The sequence below is a fragment of the Geothrix sp. SG200 genome, assembly GCF_022808935.1.
Taxonomy (GTDB): Bacteria; Acidobacteriota; Holophagae; order Holophagales; family Holophagaceae; genus Geothrix; species Geothrix alkalitolerans.
This window is the reverse complement of record NZ_JAKZFR010000004.1, coordinates 119056-139895: the sequence shown is the minus strand read 5'-3', so window position 1 is coordinate 139895 and position 20840 is coordinate 119056. Positions and strand designations below refer to the sequence as shown.

Sequence of the window (20840 nt, the reverse complement as noted above, 5' to 3'; positions counted from 1 at the left end):
CAGGCGCTCTTGCGGCCTACTGGACTCCCAGCAGCTCCACCTCGAAGATCAGGTCGGCGTTGGGCGGGATCTCCCCGCCCGCGCCGCGGGCGCCGTATCCCAGCGCGGCGGGGATGTACAGCGTGCGCTTGCCGCCCACCTTCATGGTCATGAGCCCCTCGTCCCAGCCCTTGATCACCCGGCCCACGCCGACGGGAAAGACCAGCGGCTCGCCGCGATCCAAGGAGCTGTCGAACTTCTTGCCCTTCTTCCCGTGGTCGGACAGCCAGCCCGTGTAGTGGACCGAGCAGCGCTGCCCTCGCTGGGGCAGGGCCCCCGTGCCGATCTGGGTGTCAACGTACTGGAGGCCGGTCAGGGTCGTGATCATGGCGGGTACCTTCTTCTTGTTCCTGGGGGCCTGAGCTCGTTTCCTGGCGGGCGCGGTGGTCTGGGCTGCCAGGGGCTGGGTGGCCCAGGGCAGCGCGAGCAGCAGCGCAGCCAGGGTGGAGAATCTGCGGATCATGACACCTCCAGCCTCCGAGTCTACGGGAAGGAGCGCGCTTGATGCACTGGGTCTGGAGGTGGTCTGGAACCAGCCTGTCTCCTCCGGGCCACCAGGTCTGCCGGTGGGAGCCGGAGGCCACGCCCGGAGTCGCCCCTCAGCTTGCGGGCCGTCGAAGATCAGCGTGGCGGGCCATCATGGCCAAGGACAGGAGGAGGCGGCCCGGCGCGTTGGCCGCGCTGCAGGCCATTTTCCAAGGGCCGGCACCTCTTCCCAGTCGAACCGGGAACCCCAGAGGTCGGGCTGCCGGACCGGCGCAGGGCCTGGAGCATCACAGCCCGGCTGATGTCGAAGAACAGGGGCCGAGCAGGGTCATGCGCCCTCTCAGGCAGTGCCGCGCGCCCGATCTTGATCCAGCCGCTCGAAAGCCTCCATGCTGCGCTCCCGCGCAGAGTCGAGGCCTCCTGAAGGTCACATCCGCCTGATCCTCAGCCAGAAAAAGCCAGGAGTCCCGCAGGACTCCTGACTTGTCTGGCTCCGGAGGAGGGATTTGAACCCCCGACCTAGTGATTAACAGTCACCCGCTCTGACCCCTGAGCTACTCCGGAAAGCGTGAACATCCATTCTACCGGAGGCGGGCCTGGATTCAAGCGGGGAGGGGCGGGACCTGTGATCCTCGTCGTCCGCCCTAGTTCTTCTGGAGCTCCATCAGGATCTGGCGGGCGGCGGCCTTGAGGGTCTCGATGACGCCGGTGCCCTGGCTGGCCACGGCTTCGATCATGGGCTCGCTCCGGAACCTGAGCAGGCGCTCCATCTCGGCCACGGGCACAGCGGAAGGCATGTCCCGTTTGTTCAGCTGGAGGACGTAGGGGATGTTGCGAACGTCGAAGCCGTTCTCCTTGAGGTTGGTCGCCAGGTTCGCGATGGACTCGATGTTGGCTTCCATGCGGGCCTTCTGGCTGTCGGCCACGAAGATGATGCCGTCGCAGCCGCGCAGGATGAGCTTGCGGCTGGCGTCATAGAACACCTGGCCAGGCACGGTGTAGAGGTGGAACCGCACCTTGAAGCCCTTGACCGTGCCCATGTCCAGGGGCAAGAAGTCGAAGAAGAGGGTGCGATCCGTCTCGGTGGCGAGACTGACCAGCTTGCCCTTCTTGTCGGGGTTCGCCTGCTCGTAGATCCACTGGATGTTCGTCGTCTTGCCGCAGAGGCCGGGGCCGTAGTAGACGATCTTGCAGTTGATCTCGCGGGACGCGTAGTTGATGAAGGTCATGTCCGCGCCTCAGGCTTAGTCGCCGAAGAGGCGGTCGATGTCTTCGTCGGTGATCTCCGAGAAGGGGCTCTCGAAGCGGTTGCCGCTGTCGGATTCCTTCTGCGCGCGCTGTTCCACCTGGTCAAAGATCTCCTGGAGTTCCTTGCTGGCCTTCTTCACCCGCAGGCGCACCAGCGCCAGGCTGGAATTCTGATCGAAGATGACCACCAGGATCCCGCGCTTGCCCACGATCGAGATGTGCAGGTTGTCCCGCTCGCCCTCGTGGAAGAGAAGGCTGAATTCCTTCTCGCCGATGAGCTTGGCCAGACCGTCCGTGGCCGCCACATTGCCGGCGGTGAGGGAGGCCAGGCTGGTGGCGTCGATGCTCTTCACGTCGCCCGCGGCGGCGATCTGCTGGCCGTTCTTGTCCACCAGGAACACCACCTTGGCGGAGGCATCCTTTTGGAGGCGGCCGATGATCTCGTGGAGGAGCTTGTACTCCTCCTCGAACATGATGAGATCAAGCTTTGCCACAAGAACCTCCGCCGGGACTGCTATCTGTGAGGATAGCACTTTTCAGTAGGCCTCTGAGCCGGCTCCCCCCTGAATCACCGCCACGGAGGCGGAAAGCCCCAGGCGGGTGGCCCCGGCCAGGACCATGGCCAGCGCCTTCTCGTAGGTGCGGATGCCGCCGGAGGCTTTCACGCCCATGCCCGTGCCCACGGTCCGGCGCATGAGCGCGACATCGGCCTCGGTGGCGCCGCCCGTCGAGAAGCCCGTGGAGGTCTTCACGAAGTCGAGACCCGCCTCCAGCGCGAGCGTCGAGGCCCGCTCCTTCTCGGCATCCGTGAGCAGGCAGGTCTCCAGGATGACCTTGAGCACCGCAGGCACGGGAACGGCCGCCCTCAGCCCTTCCAGGTCCCGGCGGACCGTGTCCCAGTCGCCGCCCTTCGCGGCGCCGATGGCCAGCACCATGTCCACCTCCTGCGCCCCTTCCTTCACGGCCACTTCTGCCTCGTGGGCCTTGGCGAGCAGGGAGGATGCCCCCAGGGGGAAGCCGACCACCGTGCAGGTCCGGACGGCGCTGCCCTTCAGCAGGGACGAGGCCAGGGGCACCCACAGGGGGTTGACGCAGACCGAGGCGAAGCCGTGCTTCAGGGCCTCGGCACAGAGGACTTCCACCTGGGCGCCCGTGGCCTCGGCCTTCAGCAGGGTGTGGTCGATGAGGGGGGACAGGTCCCAGGGTCCGGCGGGGAGGGCCGCCTGCGCCTGGGTGCGATGGTGCAGCCCCGCATGGTCGTGGAGCAGGCAGGCGCCCTCCACGCACCCCAGAAGCTGGGGCCTCCGCCCTTCGGGAAGCGGCTGGAGCCGGGCGCGGATCTCTGCGGTGAGGTCGAGAAGCGGGTCGATCATGGCTCCCATCATGGCCCGGGGGCGTCCCGCCGGAAAGCCGTACGCGAAAAAGCGGGCCGAAGCCCGCTCTTTCGTGAACCGGTGAAGCCTGTTACTTCTTGGCCTCTTCCTTCTTCTCGGCCTTCTTGGCAGCCTTCTTGGCCTTCTTCTCGGCCTTGGGGGCGGCTTCAGCCTTCTTCTCTTCGGCGGTCATGGCCTTCTTGGCTTCGGCCTTCTTCTCGGCCTTCTTCTCGGCCTTCTTGGGCTCAGCCTTCTTCTCGGCCTTCTTCTCCTCGGAGGTCAGGGCCTTCTTCTCGGCGGCGGGGGCGGCGGGCTCGGCCTTCTTGGCAGCCTTCTTCGCCTTCTTGGCCTTCTTCTCGGCCTTGGGAGCGGCCTCGGCCTTCTTCTCTTCGGCGGTCATGGCCTTCTTGGCCTCGGCCTTCTTCTCAGCCTTCTTCTCGGCCTTCTTCTCTTCCTTCTTGGGCTCAGCCTTCTTCTCGGCCTTCTTCTCCTCGGAGGTCAGGGCCTTCTTCTCGGCGGCGGGAGCAGCCTCGGCCTTCTTCTCGGCCTTCTTGTGGTGCTTCTTGGCCTTCTTCTCGGCCTTGGGGGCAGCTTCAGCCTTCTTCTCGGCCTTGGGAGCGGCCTCGGCCTTCTTCTCCTCGGCGACGGTCAGGGCCTTCTTGGCCTCTTCCTTCTTGGGCTCGGCCTTCTTCTCAGCCTTCTTCTCGGCCTTCTTGGTCTCGACCTTCTTCGCTTCAGGCTTCTTCGCCTCTTCCGCGAACACGGGGCTGATCAGAGCGGCGGCGACGAGCAGCGCAGCAAGCTTCTTCATGGGGGTTCTCCCTGGGTTGATCCGGCACGGCCGGAAGTGCCGTCAGGGTTGCATCATCTAGGCCAAATCTTAATTCAAGTCAATTTGACACTTAGACAATGGCCAATCCTGGAAAACCTGTTGCATTCTGCCACTCGTGGCAGCCTGCTACTCCCCGTCGTGGAATCCGTAGCGCTTGAGCTTCCGGTAGAGGGTGGTCCGGTCCACCCCCAGGATGTCGGCGATGCGCTGCTTCTCCTTGTGGCGGCCCAGCAGGATCTGGATGTAGCGGCGCTCCAGCTCGTCCAGGGAGGGCCAATCCCCGACCAGGGAGGGGGTCTCCTCGGAAGGCTCGGTCTTGAGCAGGGCCCGCTTGAGCACGTCGGCCTGGATCTTGGCCGGCAGATCGTCCACGGTGATCTCCCGGCCGCGGCTGAGCTGGGTGAGGTTCTCCACGGCATTGCCCAGTTCCCGCACGTTGCCCGGCCAGGAATAGGCCTCCAGCACCCGCCGGGCCTCCGGATGCAGGCGGTAGGTCTGCTGGTCCTTCTGCCCGAACTCCGCCAGGAAATGGTCCAGGAGCGCGCCGACGTCGTCCCCCCGCTCCCGGAGGGGCGGCACGGCCAGCTCCACCACGCTGAGGCGGTAGTAGAGGTCTTCCCGGAAGGTCCCGGCCTTCACCATCTGCTGGAGGTCCCGGTTGGTGGCGGCGATGACGCGGGTGTCCACCTTGATGGTCTTGTTGCCGCCCACGCGGCGGATCTCCTGCTCCTGGAGCACCCGCAGCAGGCGCACCTGGAAGCTGGGGCTGGTCTCCCCGATCTCATCCAGGAAGATGGTGCCACCGGAAGCCTCCTCGAAGAGGCCCGGCTTCTCGCCCACGGCGCCCGTGAAAGAGCCCTTCACGTGCCCGAATAGCTCCGATTCCAGCAGGGTTTCCGTGAGGGCGCCGCAGTTCACGGCCACGAAGGCGCGATCCCGGCGGTCGCTGGAGAGGTGGATGCTGCGGGCCACCAGCTCCTTGCCGGTGCCGCTCTCCCCCGTGATGAGCACCGTGGCCCGGCTGTTCTGGAGGCTCGCGATGGTCTTGTAGACCGCCATCATCTTCGGGCTGGAGCCGATCATGAGGCTGCGCTTGGCCTTGGGCGAGGCGTCCTGGGTCTCACCCTGGCCCGTCGACTGCCGCCGCGCGAGGGCCCGGGTCACCAGGGCCTTCAGCTCCTCGTTGTTCCAAGGCTTGCTGAGGAAGTCGAAGGCGCCCTCCCGCACGGCCTCGATGGCAGTCTCCAGGGTGCCGAAGCCCGACAGCAGGATGGTGTCCACTCCCAGGGGCTTGGCCTCCCGCAGCAGGTCCAGGCCGTCCTTCTTGGCCTCGAGGTTGATGTCCGACAGCAACAGGTCGAAGCCCCCCTTCCGCAGCTGCTCGATGGCCCGGTCGGGGTGTGTCGCCTTGGCGACCTCGAGGCCCATGGTCCCCAGCAGCTCCTCCAGGAACTCGCAGGTCTCCTTGCTGTCGTCCACCACGAGGACTCGGGCCATGGCCACCCCCACCCTTGAAGGTATCCCACCTGGCCCCCGGCGAGTCCCCAGGGTATGCTCTCGGCACCCTTACCACGGAGAATTCCCATGCGAACCCTTCTGGCTCTTGCCTTCGGAATGGCCATCTCCATGGCCAGTCTCGCCGCGGGCGACCTCACCATCACCTCCCAGGTCACGGGCAAGGGCGCCCTAGCCAAGGATGGCTCCCAAGTCCAGTACCTGAGCGCCACCCGGATGCGCATCAACCACGCCGGATCGAAGGTCGACAGCCTGGTGGACTACGGCCACGAGGTGATCTACAGCATCGACCACGGGAAGAAGGTCATCACCAAGATGACGTTCAAGGACATGCAGGAAGCCATGCAGGCCCTGGAAGACCAGATGGCCGGGATGCCCGAGATGGTGACCAAGATGATGTTCGGCGACGTGTCCGAGGTGAAGGTCGAGCAGCTGGGGCCGGACGCCGTCCTGGGCCGGCCTTGCAAGAAAGTGCGTGTCGTCCTCGGCAAGATGGTGGAAGAGCTGAGCATCGACCCCTCCCTCCAGTTCCCCATCAAGGACTACGCCAAGTCCATGGCCATGCTGAACCGCGTCCCGGGACCCATGGGCGCCCTCTTCAAGCGGGTCTACCAGGAGACGGCCAAGCTCAAGGGCCTGCCCCTGAAGACCCACATCACCGGGCTCATGGGCACGGACGTGACCACCGTGGCCACGGAGATCTCCACCGCCGCCATCCCTGAAAGCACCTGGGCCCTGCCCGCGGGCTACACCATGAGGGACGGCGGCAAGGAGATGAAGGACGCCGCGAAGGGGAAGCGGTAGACTGGGCGGGGCCCCCAGCGATCAGCTAGCGGGCCCCTTCCTTGCGGAATCCCCATGAGCCCCCAACCCTCCTTCGACGATGGCCTGGACCGGCTGGAGGCCCTGGTGCAGCAGCTGGAGTCGGGCAGCCTCAGCCTGGAAGAGGCCCTGGCCCGGTTCGAGGAAGGCGTCCAGCTGAGCCAGGCCCTGCAGAAGCAGCTGGCCGACGCCCAGCGCAAGGTGGAGGTCCTCAAGGCGGGCCTGGGTGGCGAATACCGGGCCGAACCCCTGGACGAAGGCAGGGAAGGCCGATGAACGACCCCGCCTCGCTGGTCAAGGCGGACCTGGACCGCCTGCTCCCCCTGCTGGACGCCCGCCTCACGACCCCCTTCCAGGAGGGCGAAGCGGCCCGCCTGGGCGAGGCCATGCGCTACAGCCTGGAGGCCGGCGGCAAGCGCGTGCGGCCGGTCCTGTGCCTGCTGGCCGCCGAGGCCGTGGGCGGGACGGCGGCGCAGGCGCTCCCCGGCGCCCTGGCCCTGGAATACGTCCACACCTATTCGCTCATCCACGACGACCTGCCGGCCATGGACGACGACGACCTGCGCCGGGGGCGTCCCACCAGCCACAAGGTCTTCGGCGAGGGCCACGCCATCCTGGCGGGCGACGCCCTGCTCACCGAGGCCTTCGGCGTGCTGGCCTCGGCGGACCTGGATCCCGTGAGGCGGTCCGAGGCCCTGGCCCTGCTGGCCGAAGGCGCCGGCTGGCGAGGCATGGCCGGGGGCCAGGCCCTCGACCTCGAAGGCGAAACGCTGGACAGCTACGATCTGGACCACCTGCGCCTCATCCACCGCCTCAAGACCGGCGCCCTCCTGCGCGCCTCGCTGGAGATCGGCGCGGTGCTGGGCGGCGCGACCCCTGCGGACCGCTCCGCGCTGCGGGCCTACGGCGAAGCCATCGGGCTCGCCTTCCAGATCCAGGACGACATCCTGGACACCACCGCCACCGACGCGGACCTGGGCAAGCGCGCCGGAAAAGATGCGGGCAGGGGTAAGATCACCTACCCTTCCCTCCTGGGCCTGGACGGCGCCCGCAAAGCCCTGAGTGAAGCGACCGAGAACGCCCTATGTCATCTAGCAACCCTTCCCAATCGCACGTCCTTGGCAGCCTGGGCCCGGTATCTGGCCCAGCGGGCGAAATAGGCGTCCAGGTGGAATCTCCCGCCAACCCCTATCCCCTGCTGGACTCCCTCGCCGCCCCCCAGCAGATCCGCCACTTCACCCCGGAGCAGCTCGGGCAGCTCGCGGCGGAGGTGCGGGCGTTCATCATCGCCTCCGTGTCCGAGACCGGCGGCCACTTCAGCTCCAACCTGGGCACGGTGGAGCTGACGGTGGCCCTCTTCCACCACTTCGACTTCCTCCAGGACCGCATCGTGTGGGACGTGGGCCACCAGGCCTATCCCCACAAGCTCCTCACGGGCCGCAAGGACCGCTTCCCCACCCTGCGCCAGCATCACGGCCTGTCGGGCTTCCTCAAGCGGGACGAGAGCCCCTACGACCACTTCGGCGCCGGCCACGCCAGCACCAGCATCTCCGCGGTGCTGGGCATGGCCAAGGCGCGGGACCTCCAGAAGCAGGACCACGCCTGCATCGCCGTCATCGGCGACGGCTCCATGACCGCCGGCATGGCCTTCGAAGGCCTCAATCAGGCCGGCTACCTGGAGACGAAGAACTTCCTGGTGATCCTCAACGACAACGACATGAGCATCAATCCCAATGTCGGCTCGCTGCAGGGCTACCTGAACCAGATCATGTCGGGCCAGTACTACCAGCGGTGGCGCGACCGCATCGAGCACGCCATCAAGGCCATTCCCCTGGAAGGCTTGAGCAAGGGCGTGGCCAAGGCCGCCAAGTGGAGCGAGGAAAGCATCAAGCGCCTGATGGTGCCGGGCCTGCTCTTCGAGGACCTGGGCTTCCGCTACATCGGGCCCGTGAACGGCCATGACCTGAACGCCACGTCCAAGGCCCTGGCCGAAGCCAAGGAGAAGATGAAGGACGGCCCCGTCCTGCTGCACGTGCAGACCAAGAAGGGCTACGGCTACGAGCCCGCCGTGCAGGATCCCCTGAAGTGGCACGGCGTGACAGCCTTCGACGCCGAGTCCGGCGAGATCATCAAGGTCCAGGGGGACCCGGCCAAACCGGCCCCGCCCAGCTACACCAGCGTCTTCGGCAAGGCCCTGGTGGACCTGGCCCGGCGGGACGAGAAGATCGTGGGCATCACCGCCGCCATGCTCGACGGCACCGGGCTGAACCTGCTGCAGAAGGCCTTCCCGGACCGCTGCTTCGACGTGGGCATCGCCGAACAGCACGCGGTCACCTTCGCCGCGGGGCTCGCCGCCCAGGGGATGCGGCCCGTGTGCGCCATCTACAGCACCTTCCTGCAGCGGGGCTTCGACCAGGTGGCCCACGACGTCTGCATCCAGGACCTGCCCGTGACCTTCGCCCTGGACCGGGCCGGCATCGTAGGCGCCGATGGCCCCACCCACCACGGCCTCTACGACCTGGCCTACCTTCGCTGCCTGCCCAACCTCATCCTCATGGCCCCCAAGGACGAGAACGAGCTGCGGCGCATGCTGCTGACGGCCCTCTACTGCGGCCATCCCGCCGCGCTCCGCTATCCCCGGGGCAACGGCCTGGGCGTGACCCTGGAGGAGCCCATCACGGCTCTGCCCGTGGGCAAGGGCGAGTTGCTGCGCGAAGGGACTGACCTGCTGCTCTGCGCCCTGGGCGCCATGGTCGAGCCGGCCCGGAGGATCGCGGAGGTTCTCGCCGGGGAGGGGATCTCCTGCGCCGTCATCAACGCACGGTTCGTGAAGCCCCTGGACGGCGCCCTCATCCATGCCTGGGCGGGCCGCTGCAAGGCGGTGGTGACCCTCGAAGAAGGCTGCGCCCCGGGCGGCTTCAGCGGGGCCGTGGCCGAGTCGCTGGCCGATGCGGGGCTGGTCAAACCCCTTCTCCGCTGCGCCGTTGCCGACCACCTCATCCACCATGGCGATCCGAGGCGCCTGCTGGAAGAAGAAGGCCTCAGCCCCGAGGCGCTCGAAGGCAGAATCCGGAATTTCTTCCGTGACATCTAAGTAAAACCTTGCGAAAGATCGCTGGAATTCCTATGGTTGGTCCCAACCCGCCGTAGCAGCGCGTTCTTTCCCGAGGCTCTCGTGAGGTCATTCCCTATCTACGCGTCCATCCTGGGCGCCCTCCTCTGTCTAACCTCCGTGACGGCTTCCGCCCAGGCCTGGGATGCGGCCGGCAAGGCGACCAGCTGGGCCAAGCAGGACCGGGATGATTCCTTCACCTTCTACGACGCCTCCACGCGCAGCCTCTACACCTGGGTCCGGGACGGCGGCCTCCTGGGGACCCTGCCTCTCGGGAAACTCGATGAGGAGCCGGACCGCTGGGTCATCGACCCCCGCAGCACCGCCTGGGTCGCCCACGGCACCTCCCTGACCCGCCTCGACCGGACCGGCCGGATCCTGGACCGTGTGAAGCTCCACGCCGAGGTGAGCGATGTCTGCTGGGACGCGGTGGGCATGATCCTCTCCTACCGCACCGCCGAGCCCTATGTCGAAAAGCGCGACTTCCGCAACGCGGATGTGATCTGGACCTTCGGCGCGAAGCCCTCGAAGAGGGAGGGGCCAGCCCCCCAGAACCAGCGGCCCCTCGCACTGGACGACAGCGGCAACATCCTGATGGCCGACGGCAACTCCCTGAACCTCAGCATCCTGGACGCCAACACCGGCCAGAAGATCGGCGAGACCGCCCTGAAATTCCACGGGGCCCCCGCTCCGACCCTCGAGGGCGACACCACCCGCCGCGGCCCCCTGGCGGTCTGGGTGGGCAAGGGCGTGATCTTCGCCGCCCTGAAGGCCACCCAGGTGCCGGCCGCCCAGCGGGGCACACTGCAAGGGCTGGTGCTGGCCCGACTGGACCTCCCGCGGACCGCCGTGGACTTCCTGCCCACGGGCCTGGACGACAGCCATGTCCTGGTGGGAGTGCTCGATTCGGACGCGATCTTCGTCAACCCCAAGGGCGGCCTGATGGTGGTGGCCGTCAAATAGGAGGGGCCCGCCTCGACCTACCGGGCCTGGTTCAGCACCCGCTCTCGGTCCAGGTAGGGGATGGTCCGCCAGGCGTTGGGCACGGTCGGATTCAGCGTGGGATGGGCCAGGACATAGGCCAGCAGCAGATTGCGCTGGGAGGCTTCGGTCACCAGGTCCGGAACACCCTTGAAGCCGATGGCTTCCATGTAGCCGCCCCCACCCCACAGCCGGTAGGTGGTGAGGGCCAGGGTGAAGGCTTGGTCGGGATTCACGGGCTTGCCCTGGAAGGTGAGGTTCACCACGCGGCTGCCGACGGGCTTGCCCAGGTCCAGCGCATAGCCCACGCCGTCCACCGTGTCGAAGTCATGGATGGGCACGTCGTGGTTGTAGAGTTCCGGCTCCCAGCTGTAGGTGTAGTGCCGGGCCGCGTGCTCGAGGTAGGCCTTGAGCTGGGCGCCGGTGATGCGGATGCGCGCCACCTGGTTCTCGTAGGGCGACAGGGCGTAGAACTGCCGCACGCTGGTGGGACCCTTGGGGATGAAGAGCTTGGCGCCGGGGCTGGCCGCGGCGGAAAGCTGGGCCCCCGTGGCCTGCCGCTGCGCCTGGTGGATCAGCTGCATCAGGGGCGTGTCCTCCATGCGGGACCAGCGGCTGTCCAGGTCCACCGTCAGACTGGTGGCGGCAGTGTCGAGGTAGCGGTCCGTGGCCGTGCGCAGGTCTGCGGTCAGGCTCAGCACCTCCGGGTCCACCGGCGTGTCTGACTCCGGCCGGATGAGCCTGCCCTGGCTCGCGACGACCTGCCAGCGGCCCCGCTCCTTCCGCAGGCTCAGGTCCACCACGGCGAGAGCGCGCCCATGGGCTTGGGCCTGCAAGATGGGAATCCCCTTGTGCTCGGTCTGGATGGCCTGGTGGGTGTGGCCCGTGAGGATGGCATCGAGGCCCGGCACCTGATCCGCCAGGCGGAGCGCCTCATTCTCGTCGCCCTCCCTGCCATCGACCTGCCCCAGGCCCGAGTGGACCAGGGCCACCACCACGTCGGCCTTCTCCTTGTCGCGGAGGCGGGGCACCAGCTCGCGGGCGGTGGCCACGATGTCCCGGAAGGTGAGGCCGGCCCCGTTCTGCGGTCCCGCCAGGATGGCGGTCCGAGGGGTAGTGAAACCCACGAGGGCCACCCGGATGCCGCCGACGGTCACCAGGACGTGGGCGGGAAAGGCCTGGCCGCCCTTGGCCGTGAGGGTGTTGGCCGACAGGAAGGGGAACCGGGCCTGCTTCTCCACTTCGCGCAGCAGATCCTGGCCGAAGTCGTACTCGTGGTTGCCCACGGCCATCGCGGCATAGCCCAGGGCGTTCATGATGGCCACGCTGGGTTCCGGAAGATCGCGGCGGAGGGTGTTCCGCACATAGTTGAGCGGCTCGCCCTGGATCGTGTCGCCGCAGTCCACCAGGATCGTGTCCGGGTTCAGGGTCTTCTGGCGGCGGATCAGCGTGGCGATCTTCGCCCACCCCTGGTTCGCGGGCTGGAGGCTGAAGGTGTCCTCGGCCATCACGTGCCCGTGCATGTCCGTGGTTCCAAGAATCTGAATCCGGGCCTCTTGGGCCTGGAGGCCCAGCGCGATCAACAGGATCCAGAACCAATGGCGCATGCAGCCTCCGGGACCGGCCGCCAACCCGTGGTTGGATGGGACCGTCTTCAAGGGTAAACTTTCCCTTCACCCAAGGATGCCCCCTCTTTCCGGAGCCCCCATGCAAGAAGTCCAGATCAAGGCCCCCAAGCATGAATTCACGCTGCTTTGCGATGACATCCGCCAGGAGATGGGCGGCAAGACCTCGCTGATGGGCCTGTACGACCACCACATCGTGGTGCCCCAGGTGCCCTTCACCCTGCCCAAGGTGTGTTTCTACACCCGGTTCTCCCGCATGGACGGCCAGTTCAAGTTCGGCTTCTCCATCGTGAGCCCCACCGGTGACCGCAAGGACGTGATCCGCGACAGCGACGTGCAGATTCCCGACGGCGCCAAGGAAGGCACCTTCAACGTCATCGCGGCTCCCTTCGAAGTGACCGCCGAGGGCGTCTACGAGGTGATCATCGCCCTCACCAAGGGCGCCGACCGCTTCGAGTACATCTACAAGTTCGCCATCTCCGACGCCAGCCGCCTCCAGGCCGAGTACGAGAAGGCCATGGCCGAGGCCGGACAGGGCGGAAACTAGTCCTCAGTCCTCAGTCTTCAGTCCTCAGCGCGGCGCCCCGGCGGGGCGCCGTTGCTTTTAGACTGAGGACTGAAGACTGACCCCCGAGGACTGCCTTGCCCGACCGCTACGCCAAGCAACGCATCTTTCTCGGCCGCGAGGCCGACGGGGCCCTGCGCGCCAAGCGCGTGGCCGTGCTGGGCCTGGGGGCCCTGGGCTCCGTCATCGCCCCCTGGCTGGCCCGGGCCGGCGTGGGCCACCTCACCCTCATCGACCGGGACCTGGTGGAGGCCAGCAACCTCCAGCGCCAGCTCCTCTACGGCGAGTCGGACCTGGGACGGCCCAAGGCCGAAGTGGCCGCGGAACGGCTGCGCGAAGCCAACTCTTCCATCGAACTGAAAGCCGTCGTGGCCGACCTCACCAGCGGCAACGCCCGGGAGCTGCTGTCCGGCTTCGACCTCATCTGCGACGGCACCGACAACTTCGAGGCCCGCTTCCTCATCAACGATGTGGCCATCCTCACAGGCACGCCTTGGATCTACGCGGGCGCCATCGGCGGCGAAGGGGTCGTCTGGCCCCTGAACCCGCCGCACACGCCCTGCCTGCGCTGCCTCATCGAGGAACCCCCGGCCGGCGGCGACGTGGACACCTGCGACAGCGCCGGCGTGCTGGGCCCCGCCGTGGGCGTCATCGCCAGCTGGGCCGCCCTGGAGGCCCTCAAGGTCCTCACCGGGAAGGCGCCCCATGCCGACCTGGCCCGCTTTGATTTCTGGCACGACGAGCGCCAGTTCCTGAAGCCGCCCAAGACCCGCTGCCGCTTCTGCACGGAGAAGGTCACCGAATTCCTGGACGCCCGCTGGACCCTCAAGGCCAGCCCGCTCTGCGGCCTGGAGGGCGTTCAGATCCGCGTGAACCCGCCCGGCAAGCTGGACCTGGCAACCCTCAAGACTCGGCTGGAAACCCGCACCCGCAGCCCATGGAGGCAGGCCGGAATGATGCTCAAGGGCCAGGAGGGCCCCGACGAGATCACTCTCTTCGCCGACGGCCGCGCCCTCGTCCACGGCCCCATGACCCCCGAGCGCGCCCGCAGCTGGTACACCGAGGTCGTGGGGTGCTGAGGCGGAAAAGCTTTGGGATAAGCGGAGGAGATCGGAGGGGCGGAGGAGAGCAGAGGTCCTTCCTGAAGTAGCCCGCTGAGGCCCCCGAGTTCCTTTCTCCGCTTTCCTCAGCTCCTCAGCTATCCTCCGCTTTCAACATTCCTTAGCTCTGACGAACAGGTGATGTCCCCATGTTGAAGATCCTCCTTGCCTCCAGGAACGCCGGCAAGCTGCGTGAGTTCGCGGAGCTGCTGTCGGGCGTCACGCTCGTGCCCTGGCCGGCCGAGGCACCGGAGCTGCCGGAAACGGGCGCCTTTTTCCAGGACAACTCCCTGCAGAAGGCGGAGGGCGCAAGGGCCTGGTGGCTCGCGCACGGCTCAGAGCCCGTGGATGGCGTGCTGGCGGATGATTCGGGGCTCTGCGTGGATGCGCTGTGGGGCGGTCCGGGCGTGCTCTCCGCCCGCTTCGCCCCGGACCTGCCCGCCTACCGCGACAAGAACCGGCGCCTGCTGGCGATGGTCCCCGATGGGGCGGACCGCTCGGCCCGGTTCGTGTGCGTGCTGGCCTACGTGCCTTCCCACGGCGAGCCCTTCACCGCCAGCGGTTCCGTGGAGGGCTCCCTGGCCTTCGATCACCGCGGCGAGGGCGGCTTCGGCTACGACCCGATCTTCATCCCCGACGGCTTCGACCGGACCTTCGGCGAGCTGCCCCCGGAGACCAAGCACACCCTCAGCCACCGCGCCCGGGCCTGCGCGGCCTTGCGGGAGCGGCTGGCCCGGTTGCCGCGCTAGCGTGGAAGCATGACCTGGAAGCGCGATCCCCGGACCTGGCTGGCCATTGCCGGTGTGCTGCTGCTGTGGTCCTCGGCCTTCGCAGGCATCCGGGCCGGCCTGCGGATCACACCGGCGGGCCTGCCCGACCTGGATGGCTACGGCCCCGGCGAGCTGGCCCTGCTGCGCTTCGGCACGGCCTCCGTCGCCTTGACCCTGTACGCGCTGGCCACGCGCATGCGGCTGCCGGAACGGCGCGATCTGCCCGTGATCGCCCTGGCCGGCTTCCTGGGCATCAGCGTCTACCACGTGGCCCTCAACTTCGGCGAGCTGACGGTCCAGGCGGGCGCGGCCTCCCTGCTCATCGCGGCGGGCCCGGTGTTCACCGCCCTGCTCTCGGCCCTCTTCCTGGGCGAGCGCCTCACGCGCCTCGGCTGGGGCGGCATCCTGGTGGCCTTCACCGGCGTGGCCCTCATCGCCCTCAGCAGCGGCCGGGGCCTGCGCTTCACGCCTGGAGCCCTGCTCATCCTGCTGTCCGCCGGCGTGGCCGCCGTCTATTCCATCCTCTCCAAGCGGAGCTTCCGGCGCCATTCCGCCTTGGCCTTCACCTGCTACTCCATCTGGGCGGGCACCCTGCCCATGCTCGTCTTCCTGCCGGGCTTGGTCCACCGCATGCCCGTGGCCGCGCCTTCGGCGACGGCGGCCGTGATCTACCTCGGCGTCTTCCCCGGTGCCATCGCCTACGTGCTGTGGAACCTCGCCCTCTCCCGGATGCCCGCCTCCCTGCTCTCCAGCTTCCTCTACCTCTCGCCGGTGCTGGCCAGCCTCATCGCCTGGGTGTGGCTCGGCGAGGTGCCCTCCCCGCTCACCATCCTGGGCGGCGCCATTGCCATCCTGGGCGTCGTCCTGGTGCAGACGAAGGGGTACCGTCTGGCCCGTGCCTAGAGGAAGAGGCGCGGATCCACGCGGGCGTTGTTGAGGCTGAGGGACCAGTGCAGGTGCGGGCCCGTGGCCCGGCCCGTCATGCCGACCTCGCCCAGGAGGTCGCCAGCCTTCACCACCTGGCCCTGGGTCACCGTGACCTTCGACAAGTGGGCGAAGAGGCTCACCACGCCTTCGCCATGGGCCAGGAACACGGCGTTGCCGCTGAAGAAGAAGTCGCCCGTGAGCACCACCACGCCCGCGGCGGGCGCGCGCACGGCCTGGCCCGCCGGGGCCTTGATGTCCAGGCCCGAATGAGGGGCCCTGGGCTGGCCGTTGAAGACCCGACGCAGGCCGAAAGAGCTGGTGAGGCCACCAGGCGTGGGCTGCTGGAACTGAAGCGTGGGCACCAGGCCCTCGGGCCAGGCCCGCCAGGCCGGCGCCATGAGCGCCTGCTCCCGGGCGATGCGCGCCTCGTCCTCCGCGTTGGGCGTCACCCGGCGCTCGTCCTTCAGGCGGATGCGCTGCTCCGGGTAGCGCTTGGGACGGATGGTGAATGGGATGGATCGCCCCCCCACCTCGATCTCCTGCCGGCCCGGCTTCGCGCCCAACGGAATGCCCACCACCGCCACCCAGCCCTTGGCCGCGCGCCGCACAAACACCGACTCCCCGTGGTAGGTCACTTTGGGCGCCGGGCCCTGGCCTGGGATGGTCACGATCGCCACGCCGCCGGGCACCGGCGAGGGCTTGAAGGGAAGCACCGCCGGCGCCGCCCAGGTGGCCATCGCCACGGCCATCAGGCCCAGGGAGCGGCAGGCGGAAAGGCATCGAATCATGGTCATTCCTGAAACCTCGCACAGGCTGGGTTTCCAGGATACCGAAGGGGGCGACCGAGCCGGCGCCAGGGAGCCGCTTGGAGAAGCTCTTCAACCGGCGGTAACCGATGCTGCAAGGTGATTCCCAACTCACCCCCCTTCCTCAACGGATCCACTGGAGGTCGAGGCGCTCAATCAGAAGGGTGTTGTAAAGCCCGAAGGGTGGTCATGGCATCTTGGGCCCGATCCACGGGAACAAACAGATGGTCGTGGTAGGCACCAGCCACTACATTGCAGCTGATGCCCGCCGCTCCCAACGCACCAGCAAAGGCCGCGGTTAGGCCCACCGCGTAAAGATCGGAGTGGACCCTGAGGGTGATCCAGGCGGCCTCGAACAAAGGCGTCAGCTGGTACCGCTGCGCCGTTGCCCCCGTCACGACCACCGATAGCCCCTCGGGTTCGCGGATCGTCGCCAGGGGCTGAAGCGGGCTCACATCGGCATCAAGCGGCAGAGATGCGAACACAAACGCCCCCTCATTCAGAATGGGCTCCATGCATTGAAGGAGCTGCTTCAGATCTGAAACGGGGAGACTCATTGGGGGCACCTAACGGACGGAGCTAACCAAACCATGCACCTGCAGCCGGATCCAGGTTTGACGATGGGTTAAGCAAGCTGGTCACCTGGGAGATGGAGAGCAGCCTTGTCTCAACGAGGAATGATTTATGAGATCGAGGGTTCCAGTCCAGATGGAGTTTGATCCACAAACAGTCTTTTCCGCCCGTGAACGGGATACCCCATTTCACCTTCCAGGTGTCTCCAGATCACAGATAGGACTTTGCCCTTGAGCATCTGCGTTGCCCTTTTGGCCTCTTATTCCAGGGATTCAAGGATTCGGGTCAGTTGCAGCCTGACTAGACTTGTCCGGTTCCCCAGAATTTGAAATCACTTCCACCTGTGCTCGCTCCGTCTCCACAGCCACGGCGACTTTGTCCTCCAGTTTGAAACCCGCCTCTCGCATCTTCACAGCCTCCTGATAGGCCGCCAGGACGGCGGTGCGGACGCGGAGGTACGAGGTGTCGGTGACCTTGGTGTTGAAGGTCAGGGTCGCCACGAGGTAGTCGCGGCCGTCCGGCAGGGTCTGGGGGGTGCTGACCTGGATCTGGGGCGGCATGATGGCCGAGGAGCTGCTCTCCCGAAGGTCCACCGACAGGCGCTCGCACCAGGCCTGGAGCCGCGGCGTGAGCGACAGGCCCTCCTCTGGGGAGGCCACCATCACGCGGCCGTAGAGCGTGAAGAACAGCCGCAGCTGCGGCGGGTCGAAGGCATGGTTCAGGTAGCCCGACATGCTCGCGATCTGCTGGAAGTCTTTCAGCAGGGCCTGGAGCTTGGGGCTGGCCTGGGCCGGACTCATCCGCGGGTCCCGTATCCGTACCGACCCACCAGCAGGTCCAGCCGCTTGCGGGCGTCCTCGGTGACCGCGTCGGGGGCGGTGAAGAGGGCCGCCTTCAGGGCATCGCCGCAGGCGCAGGCCCGCGGGGCCCCGGAAAGATCGGGCACCGCCGCGCGGAGCAGGCGCTGGGCCTTGTCCACGTTGGCGTGCATGACCTCCAGCACCGAGGCGGCGTCCACGCCCTCCTCCTCCTCGCGCCAGGCATCGTAGTCCGTCACCAGGGCGATGCAGGCATAGCAGAGCTCGGCCTCGCGGGCCAGACGGGCCTCGGTCACCTGGGTCATGCCGATGAGGTCCGCGCCCCAGCTCTGGTGCAGGCGGCTCTCGGCGCGGGTGGAGAAGGCCGGCCCCTCCATGCAGACGTAGGTGGCGCCCCCCTCGATGGGAATGGACAGGGCCTGTCCAGCCTTGAGCAGGGCCGCGGTCGTGTGGGCGCAGACCGGTTCCGCGAAGCTCACGTGGGCCACCAGCCCCTCGCCGAAGAAGGTGTCCTTCCGATGGCGGGTCTTGTCGATGAACTGACTCACGAGGCGCAGTTCGCCTGGCTTGTGGCGGGCCTGGAGGCTGCCCACGGCGGAGACGGAGATGAGGCGCTCGACGCCCAGGGACTTCAGGGCCCAGAGGTTCGCGCGGTAGTTCACCTCGCTGGGGGTGAAGCGGTGGCCTTCGCCGTGGCGGGCCAGGAAGGCCACGGGGATGCCGTCCAGGGCGCCGAGGTGCACAGGCCCCGAGGGGGCACCGAAGGGAGTCTGCACCAGCTCCGTCCGGTCGAGGGAGAGCCCTTCCATCCGGTAGAGTCCACTGCCGCCGATGATGCCGATGGGTGCTCGCATGCGGCCATTGTACTTGCGGAATCCACCGGCGCCGTGGTTCTCTGAAGTTTGACAATTTCGTGCTGGATGCACGGGAAGCAGGTGAGACTCCTGCGCTGCCCCGCAACGGTATGCACCACGCCCACGTGTCACCGGGTGTGAGACCTCAAGTCCGAGTCACTGGGATCGTCCCGGGAAGGCTCGGAGGGCGCCGAAAGGCTCCTGTCGCGTGCGAGCCCGGAGACCGGTCCCGCACCTCACCCCCCGTCGCGGGAACGGGCCGGGCCTTCCCCCTGCGGGACGCCCTGCCGCCGCGACCTCATGCGTGGAGGCATGATGGGTTCTGCCCGCATTCTCTTCTCCCTGGCGGCCGTATCCGCCCTCTCCGTGGCCGCGGAGGCCGACCGCAAGCCCGCCGAGGCCACGGTCACCGTCAGCGCCGAGGCCCAGCCCGTGGAGGTCACCCGGACTCCGGGCCCCGTCCGCATCCTGGAGGCCGAGGAATTGGCCCGCCTTGGCGCCCGCACCCTGGCCGACCTACTGGACACCCTCCAGCCCGGGGCCGTCATGGGCACCGGCGGCACGGGCAAGCAGGCCTCCGCCTTCCTCAACGGCACCCTCAGCCGCAACGTGGTGGTGCTCCTGGACGGCCTGCGGCTCAACGACCCCACGGCTCTCTCGCCTGACATGGGCGCCCTCAGCCTCGTGGGCATCGAGCGCGTGGAGCTGATCCTCGGGCCCTCGTCCGTCCTCTACGGCAGCGACGCCATCGGCGGCGTCATCGCCCTCACCAGCACAGGGCGCGGCGCCGAAGGCTGCCACGGCCAGGCCACCTTGAAGGCGGGCACCGACAGCCTGCTGGGCGGCTCCGCCCAGGCCCAGGTGACCGGAAGCCGCGGCTGGATCGCCGCCGGCGCCGAAGCTCAGAAGCAGGAGAGCGGCTTCCCCGACGACGCCTTCCGCCAGGCCGGCGGCTTCCTGAGGATGGGGACGAAGCTCGGCGGGGCCGACCTGACGGCCTTCTATCGCAACAGCGGCCAGACGGCTTCCATCCCTTTCACCACCTCCGGCTGGCCCGCGGCCCGCAGCTACGAACCCCAGCGCGAGATGCGCGCCCGGCAGGAGAGCTGGGGCGCCAGGCTGCACTGGGCCTTGGCGCCCGGGCTGGCGCTAGAGAACACACTCCAGGCCCTGGAGGGCCGGACGGGCGATCCCAGCGGGCCCAAGCGCCAGCAGACGGACCGCGACTTCCGCCGCGTGGAGGACCAGCTCACGCTGCACTGGACACCAGCCCCCGCCTTCCGCCTCTCCGGCCGGCTGGAGGGCCGCCAGGACACCAGCCATGCCCGGAACTACTACGACCCCGACACCTTTACCGCTGTGCAGTACCGGGGAGAGGGCACGGACCTTGCCGGAGCGCTGGAGCTGCGCTGGATGCTGGCCGAAGGCCTGGACTGGACCGCGGGCCTGCGCCGCGACGCGGGCCACCGGGACCTCACCCGCTCGGACACAGGCCTCCGCAGCCGCGCGGGCAGCGCCGGGGCGGGCACCTGGCGCACGGGCCTAAATTGGGTGGTGGCGCCGGCGCTTCGCCTCTACGCCAGCGCAGGCCAGGGCTTCCGCATGCCCAACACCACCGAGTTCGCCCTGAACGCCCAGGCGGAAAGCCAGGACAACACGGCCTACCCGATCCGCCCCGAGCGCAGCCGCACCGTTCAGCTCGGCGCCACGGGCCAGTTCGGCGACCACTGGGAGTATCGCCTCGAGGCCCAGCGCACGCGCGTGTCCGAGCTGTTGGGCTACGTCTACGACACCAGCTTCGCCTTTCCGCCTCTCTTCACCTCGCACTACGCGAACCAGGGCTCCATCCGGGCCCAGAGTCTGGAAGGCGCCCTGGGCTGGCGCGGCGGCGAAACCGTGGCCTACGGCTGGGACGTGATCCTCCGCAGCCAGGAGACCCGCGACCTGGACCACAACACGGAAGCCGACCGCTTCGGCGCCCAGACCTCTGCCATCCTGCGCCACCCCTTCTTCACGGCTGCCCTGGCGGCCTTCGTCCAGTCCGGCACTTGGCGCGCCGACCTCCGCTTCGCCCGCGTGGGCCCCCGCTACGACCTGAACGACACCACGTACCAGGTGCTCTCCACACGCAGACCCTACCGCGACCTCAGCCTGGGCCTGCGCCATGAGCCCGTGAAGCACCTCACCCTGGCCCTTCGCGGCGAACACCTGCTGGAGCCGAAGCAGACCGTCCAGGATTGGCTCAGCGGACGCTACGATCAGGACGGCGACGCCAGCCTGGTCTACGGGTTCCCCGCCCCCGGCCCCCGCTGGACCCTGGCCGCGACCTGGAAGTGGTGACGGAGGCGAGGCGTGAAACACGGAACGGATCCCCGCCAAGGCGCCAGGACGCCA

21 protein-coding genes, 1 tRNA gene and 1 riboswitch are annotated in these 20840 nt (G+C 67.9%); of the genes, 10 read left to right on the top strand and 12 right to left on the bottom strand.

Translation table 11 applies throughout. The features are described from left to right. Positions 1-16 precede the first annotated feature (16 nt). From ML539_RS09850 to ML539_RS09820, 7 genes are all read right to left on the bottom strand, one after another. On the bottom strand, positions 17-367 hold the full coding sequence (locus ML539_RS09850; RefSeq protein ID WP_347710757.1) for an FKBP-type peptidyl-prolyl cis-trans isomerase: 351 nt from the start codon (positions 365-367) through the stop codon (positions 17-19). Between the two features lie 646 nt (positions 368-1013). After that, positions 1014-1089, bottom strand: a tRNA-Asn gene (locus tag ML539_RS09845). 80 nt (positions 1090-1169) lie between these two features. Further along, positions 1170-1754, bottom strand: a complete 585-nt coding sequence (locus ML539_RS09840) for a GTPase domain-containing protein (RefSeq protein WP_243287104.1) — start codon at positions 1752-1754, stop codon at positions 1170-1172. A 15-nt stretch (positions 1755-1769) separates the two neighbouring features. Further along, entirely contained in the window at positions 1770-2267 is a 498-nt protein-coding gene (locus tag ML539_RS09835) for a roadblock/LC7 domain-containing protein (protein WP_338028454.1), read from the bottom strand. 42 nt (positions 2268-2309) lie between these two features. Next, the gene (gene deoC, locus ML539_RS09830; RefSeq protein ID WP_243323001.1) at positions 2310-3146 is read right to left on the bottom strand and encodes a deoxyribose-phosphate aldolase; all 837 of its coding nucleotides are present in this window, start codon (positions 3144-3146) and stop codon (positions 2310-2312) included. Between the two features lie 91 nt (positions 3147-3237). Then, complete coding sequence (locus ML539_RS09825) at positions 3238-3957, bottom strand: hypothetical protein (protein WP_243322999.1); 720 nt, start codon at positions 3955-3957, stop codon at positions 3238-3240. Positions 3958-4104: 147 nt separating this feature from the next. Further along, on the bottom strand, positions 4105-5475 hold the full coding sequence (locus ML539_RS09820) for a sigma-54 dependent transcriptional regulator (RefSeq protein WP_243322998.1): 1371 nt from the start codon (positions 5473-5475) through the stop codon (positions 4105-4107). Positions 5476-5562: 87 nt separating this feature from the next. Between ML539_RS09820 and ML539_RS09815 the strand changes: the two genes are divergently transcribed. From ML539_RS09815 to ML539_RS09795, 5 genes are all read left to right on the top strand, one after another. Then, the gene (locus tag ML539_RS09815; protein WP_243322988.1) at positions 5563-6297 is read left to right on the top strand and encodes a hypothetical protein; all 735 of its coding nucleotides are present in this window, start codon (positions 5563-5565) and stop codon (positions 6295-6297) included. 54 nt (positions 6298-6351) lie between these two features. Further along, positions 6352-6591: an exodeoxyribonuclease VII small subunit gene (gene xseB / locus ML539_RS09810; protein WP_243322985.1), complete on the top strand. Its 240-nt coding sequence runs from the start codon at positions 6352-6354 to the stop codon at positions 6589-6591. Then, the gene (locus ML539_RS09805) at positions 6588-7475 is read left to right on the top strand and encodes a polyprenyl synthetase family protein (RefSeq protein WP_243322984.1); all 888 of its coding nucleotides are present in this window, start codon (positions 6588-6590) and stop codon (positions 7473-7475) included. Before xseB ends, ML539_RS09805 begins: the two co-directional genes overlap by 4 nt. Positions 7476-7483: 8 nt before the next feature. Beyond that, positions 7484-9409 (top strand): 1-deoxy-D-xylulose-5-phosphate synthase, encoded by a 1926-nt coding sequence (gene dxs, locus ML539_RS09800; protein WP_243322982.1) that lies wholly within the window; start codon positions 7484-7486, stop codon positions 9407-9409. Positions 9410-9490: 81 nt separating this feature from the next. Then, complete coding sequence (locus ML539_RS09795; protein WP_243322980.1) at positions 9491-10390, top strand: hypothetical protein; 900 nt, start codon at positions 9491-9493, stop codon at positions 10388-10390. Between the two features lie 17 nt (positions 10391-10407). Here the strand turns inward: ML539_RS09795 and ML539_RS09790 are convergent, their stop codons facing one another. Beyond that, positions 10408-12015, bottom strand: a complete 1608-nt coding sequence (locus tag ML539_RS09790) for a bifunctional UDP-sugar hydrolase/5'-nucleotidase (RefSeq protein WP_243322978.1) — start codon at positions 12013-12015, stop codon at positions 10408-10410. 100 nt (positions 12016-12115) lie between these two features. Here ML539_RS09790 and ML539_RS09785 point away from each other — a divergent pair, with 100 nt between their 5' ends. The 4 genes from ML539_RS09785 (at position 12116) to ML539_RS09770 (ending at position 15371) form a co-directional block, all read left to right on the top strand. Beyond that, positions 12116-12580, top strand: a complete 465-nt coding sequence (locus ML539_RS09785; RefSeq protein WP_243294677.1) for a hypothetical protein — start codon at positions 12116-12118, stop codon at positions 12578-12580. Positions 12581-12675: 95 nt separating this feature from the next. Then, a complete protein-coding gene (locus ML539_RS09780) occupies positions 12676-13677 on the top strand; it encodes a ThiF family adenylyltransferase (RefSeq protein ID WP_243322975.1) in 1002 nt (333 codons plus the stop codon). Positions 13678-13847: 170 nt separating this feature from the next. Continuing rightward, positions 13848-14447: a non-canonical purine NTP pyrophosphatase gene (locus ML539_RS09775; RefSeq protein WP_243322974.1), complete on the top strand. Its 600-nt coding sequence runs from the start codon at positions 13848-13850 to the stop codon at positions 14445-14447. A 9-nt stretch (positions 14448-14456) separates the two neighbouring features. Then, on the top strand, positions 14457-15371 hold the full coding sequence (locus tag ML539_RS09770; protein ID WP_243322972.1) for a DMT family transporter: 915 nt from the start codon (positions 14457-14459) through the stop codon (positions 15369-15371). On the opposite strand, the gene ML539_RS09765 is transcribed toward ML539_RS09770, so the two are convergent. From ML539_RS09765 to mtnP, 4 genes are all read right to left on the bottom strand, one after another. Continuing rightward, positions 15368-16183 carry a M23 family metallopeptidase gene (locus ML539_RS09765; RefSeq protein ID WP_243322970.1) on the bottom strand — a complete coding sequence of 272 codons (816 nt, stop codon included), beginning with the start codon at positions 16181-16183 and terminating at the stop codon, positions 15368-15370. The two genes, ML539_RS09770 and ML539_RS09765, sit on opposite strands and share 4 nt — an antisense overlap. 170 nt (positions 16184-16353) lie before the next feature. Further along, on the bottom strand, positions 16354-16758 hold the full coding sequence (locus ML539_RS09760) for an ACT domain-containing protein (RefSeq protein ID WP_279341598.1): 405 nt from the start codon (positions 16756-16758) through the stop codon (positions 16354-16356). A 288-nt stretch (positions 16759-17046) separates the two neighbouring features. Beyond that, entirely contained in the window at positions 17047-17574 is a 528-nt protein-coding gene (locus ML539_RS09755; RefSeq protein WP_243322966.1) for a hypothetical protein, read from the bottom strand. Continuing rightward, positions 17571-18446, bottom strand: coding sequence for an S-methyl-5'-thioadenosine phosphorylase (gene mtnP, locus ML539_RS09750; RefSeq protein WP_243322964.1), 876 nt, complete (start codon positions 18444-18446; stop codon positions 17571-17573). The genes ML539_RS09755 and mtnP overlap by 4 nt, the downstream gene beginning before the upstream one ends. Before the next feature lie 17 nt (positions 18447-18463). After that, positions 18464-18693, top strand: a riboswitch (cobalamin riboswitch). Positions 18694-18758: 65 nt separating this feature from the next. On the opposite strand from mtnP, the gene ML539_RS09745 reads away from it, so the two are divergent. Continuing rightward, on the top strand, positions 18759-20786 hold the full coding sequence (locus tag ML539_RS09745; protein WP_243322932.1) for a TonB-dependent receptor: 2028 nt from the start codon (positions 18759-18761) through the stop codon (positions 20784-20786). Positions 20787-20840: the final 54 nt, after the last annotated feature.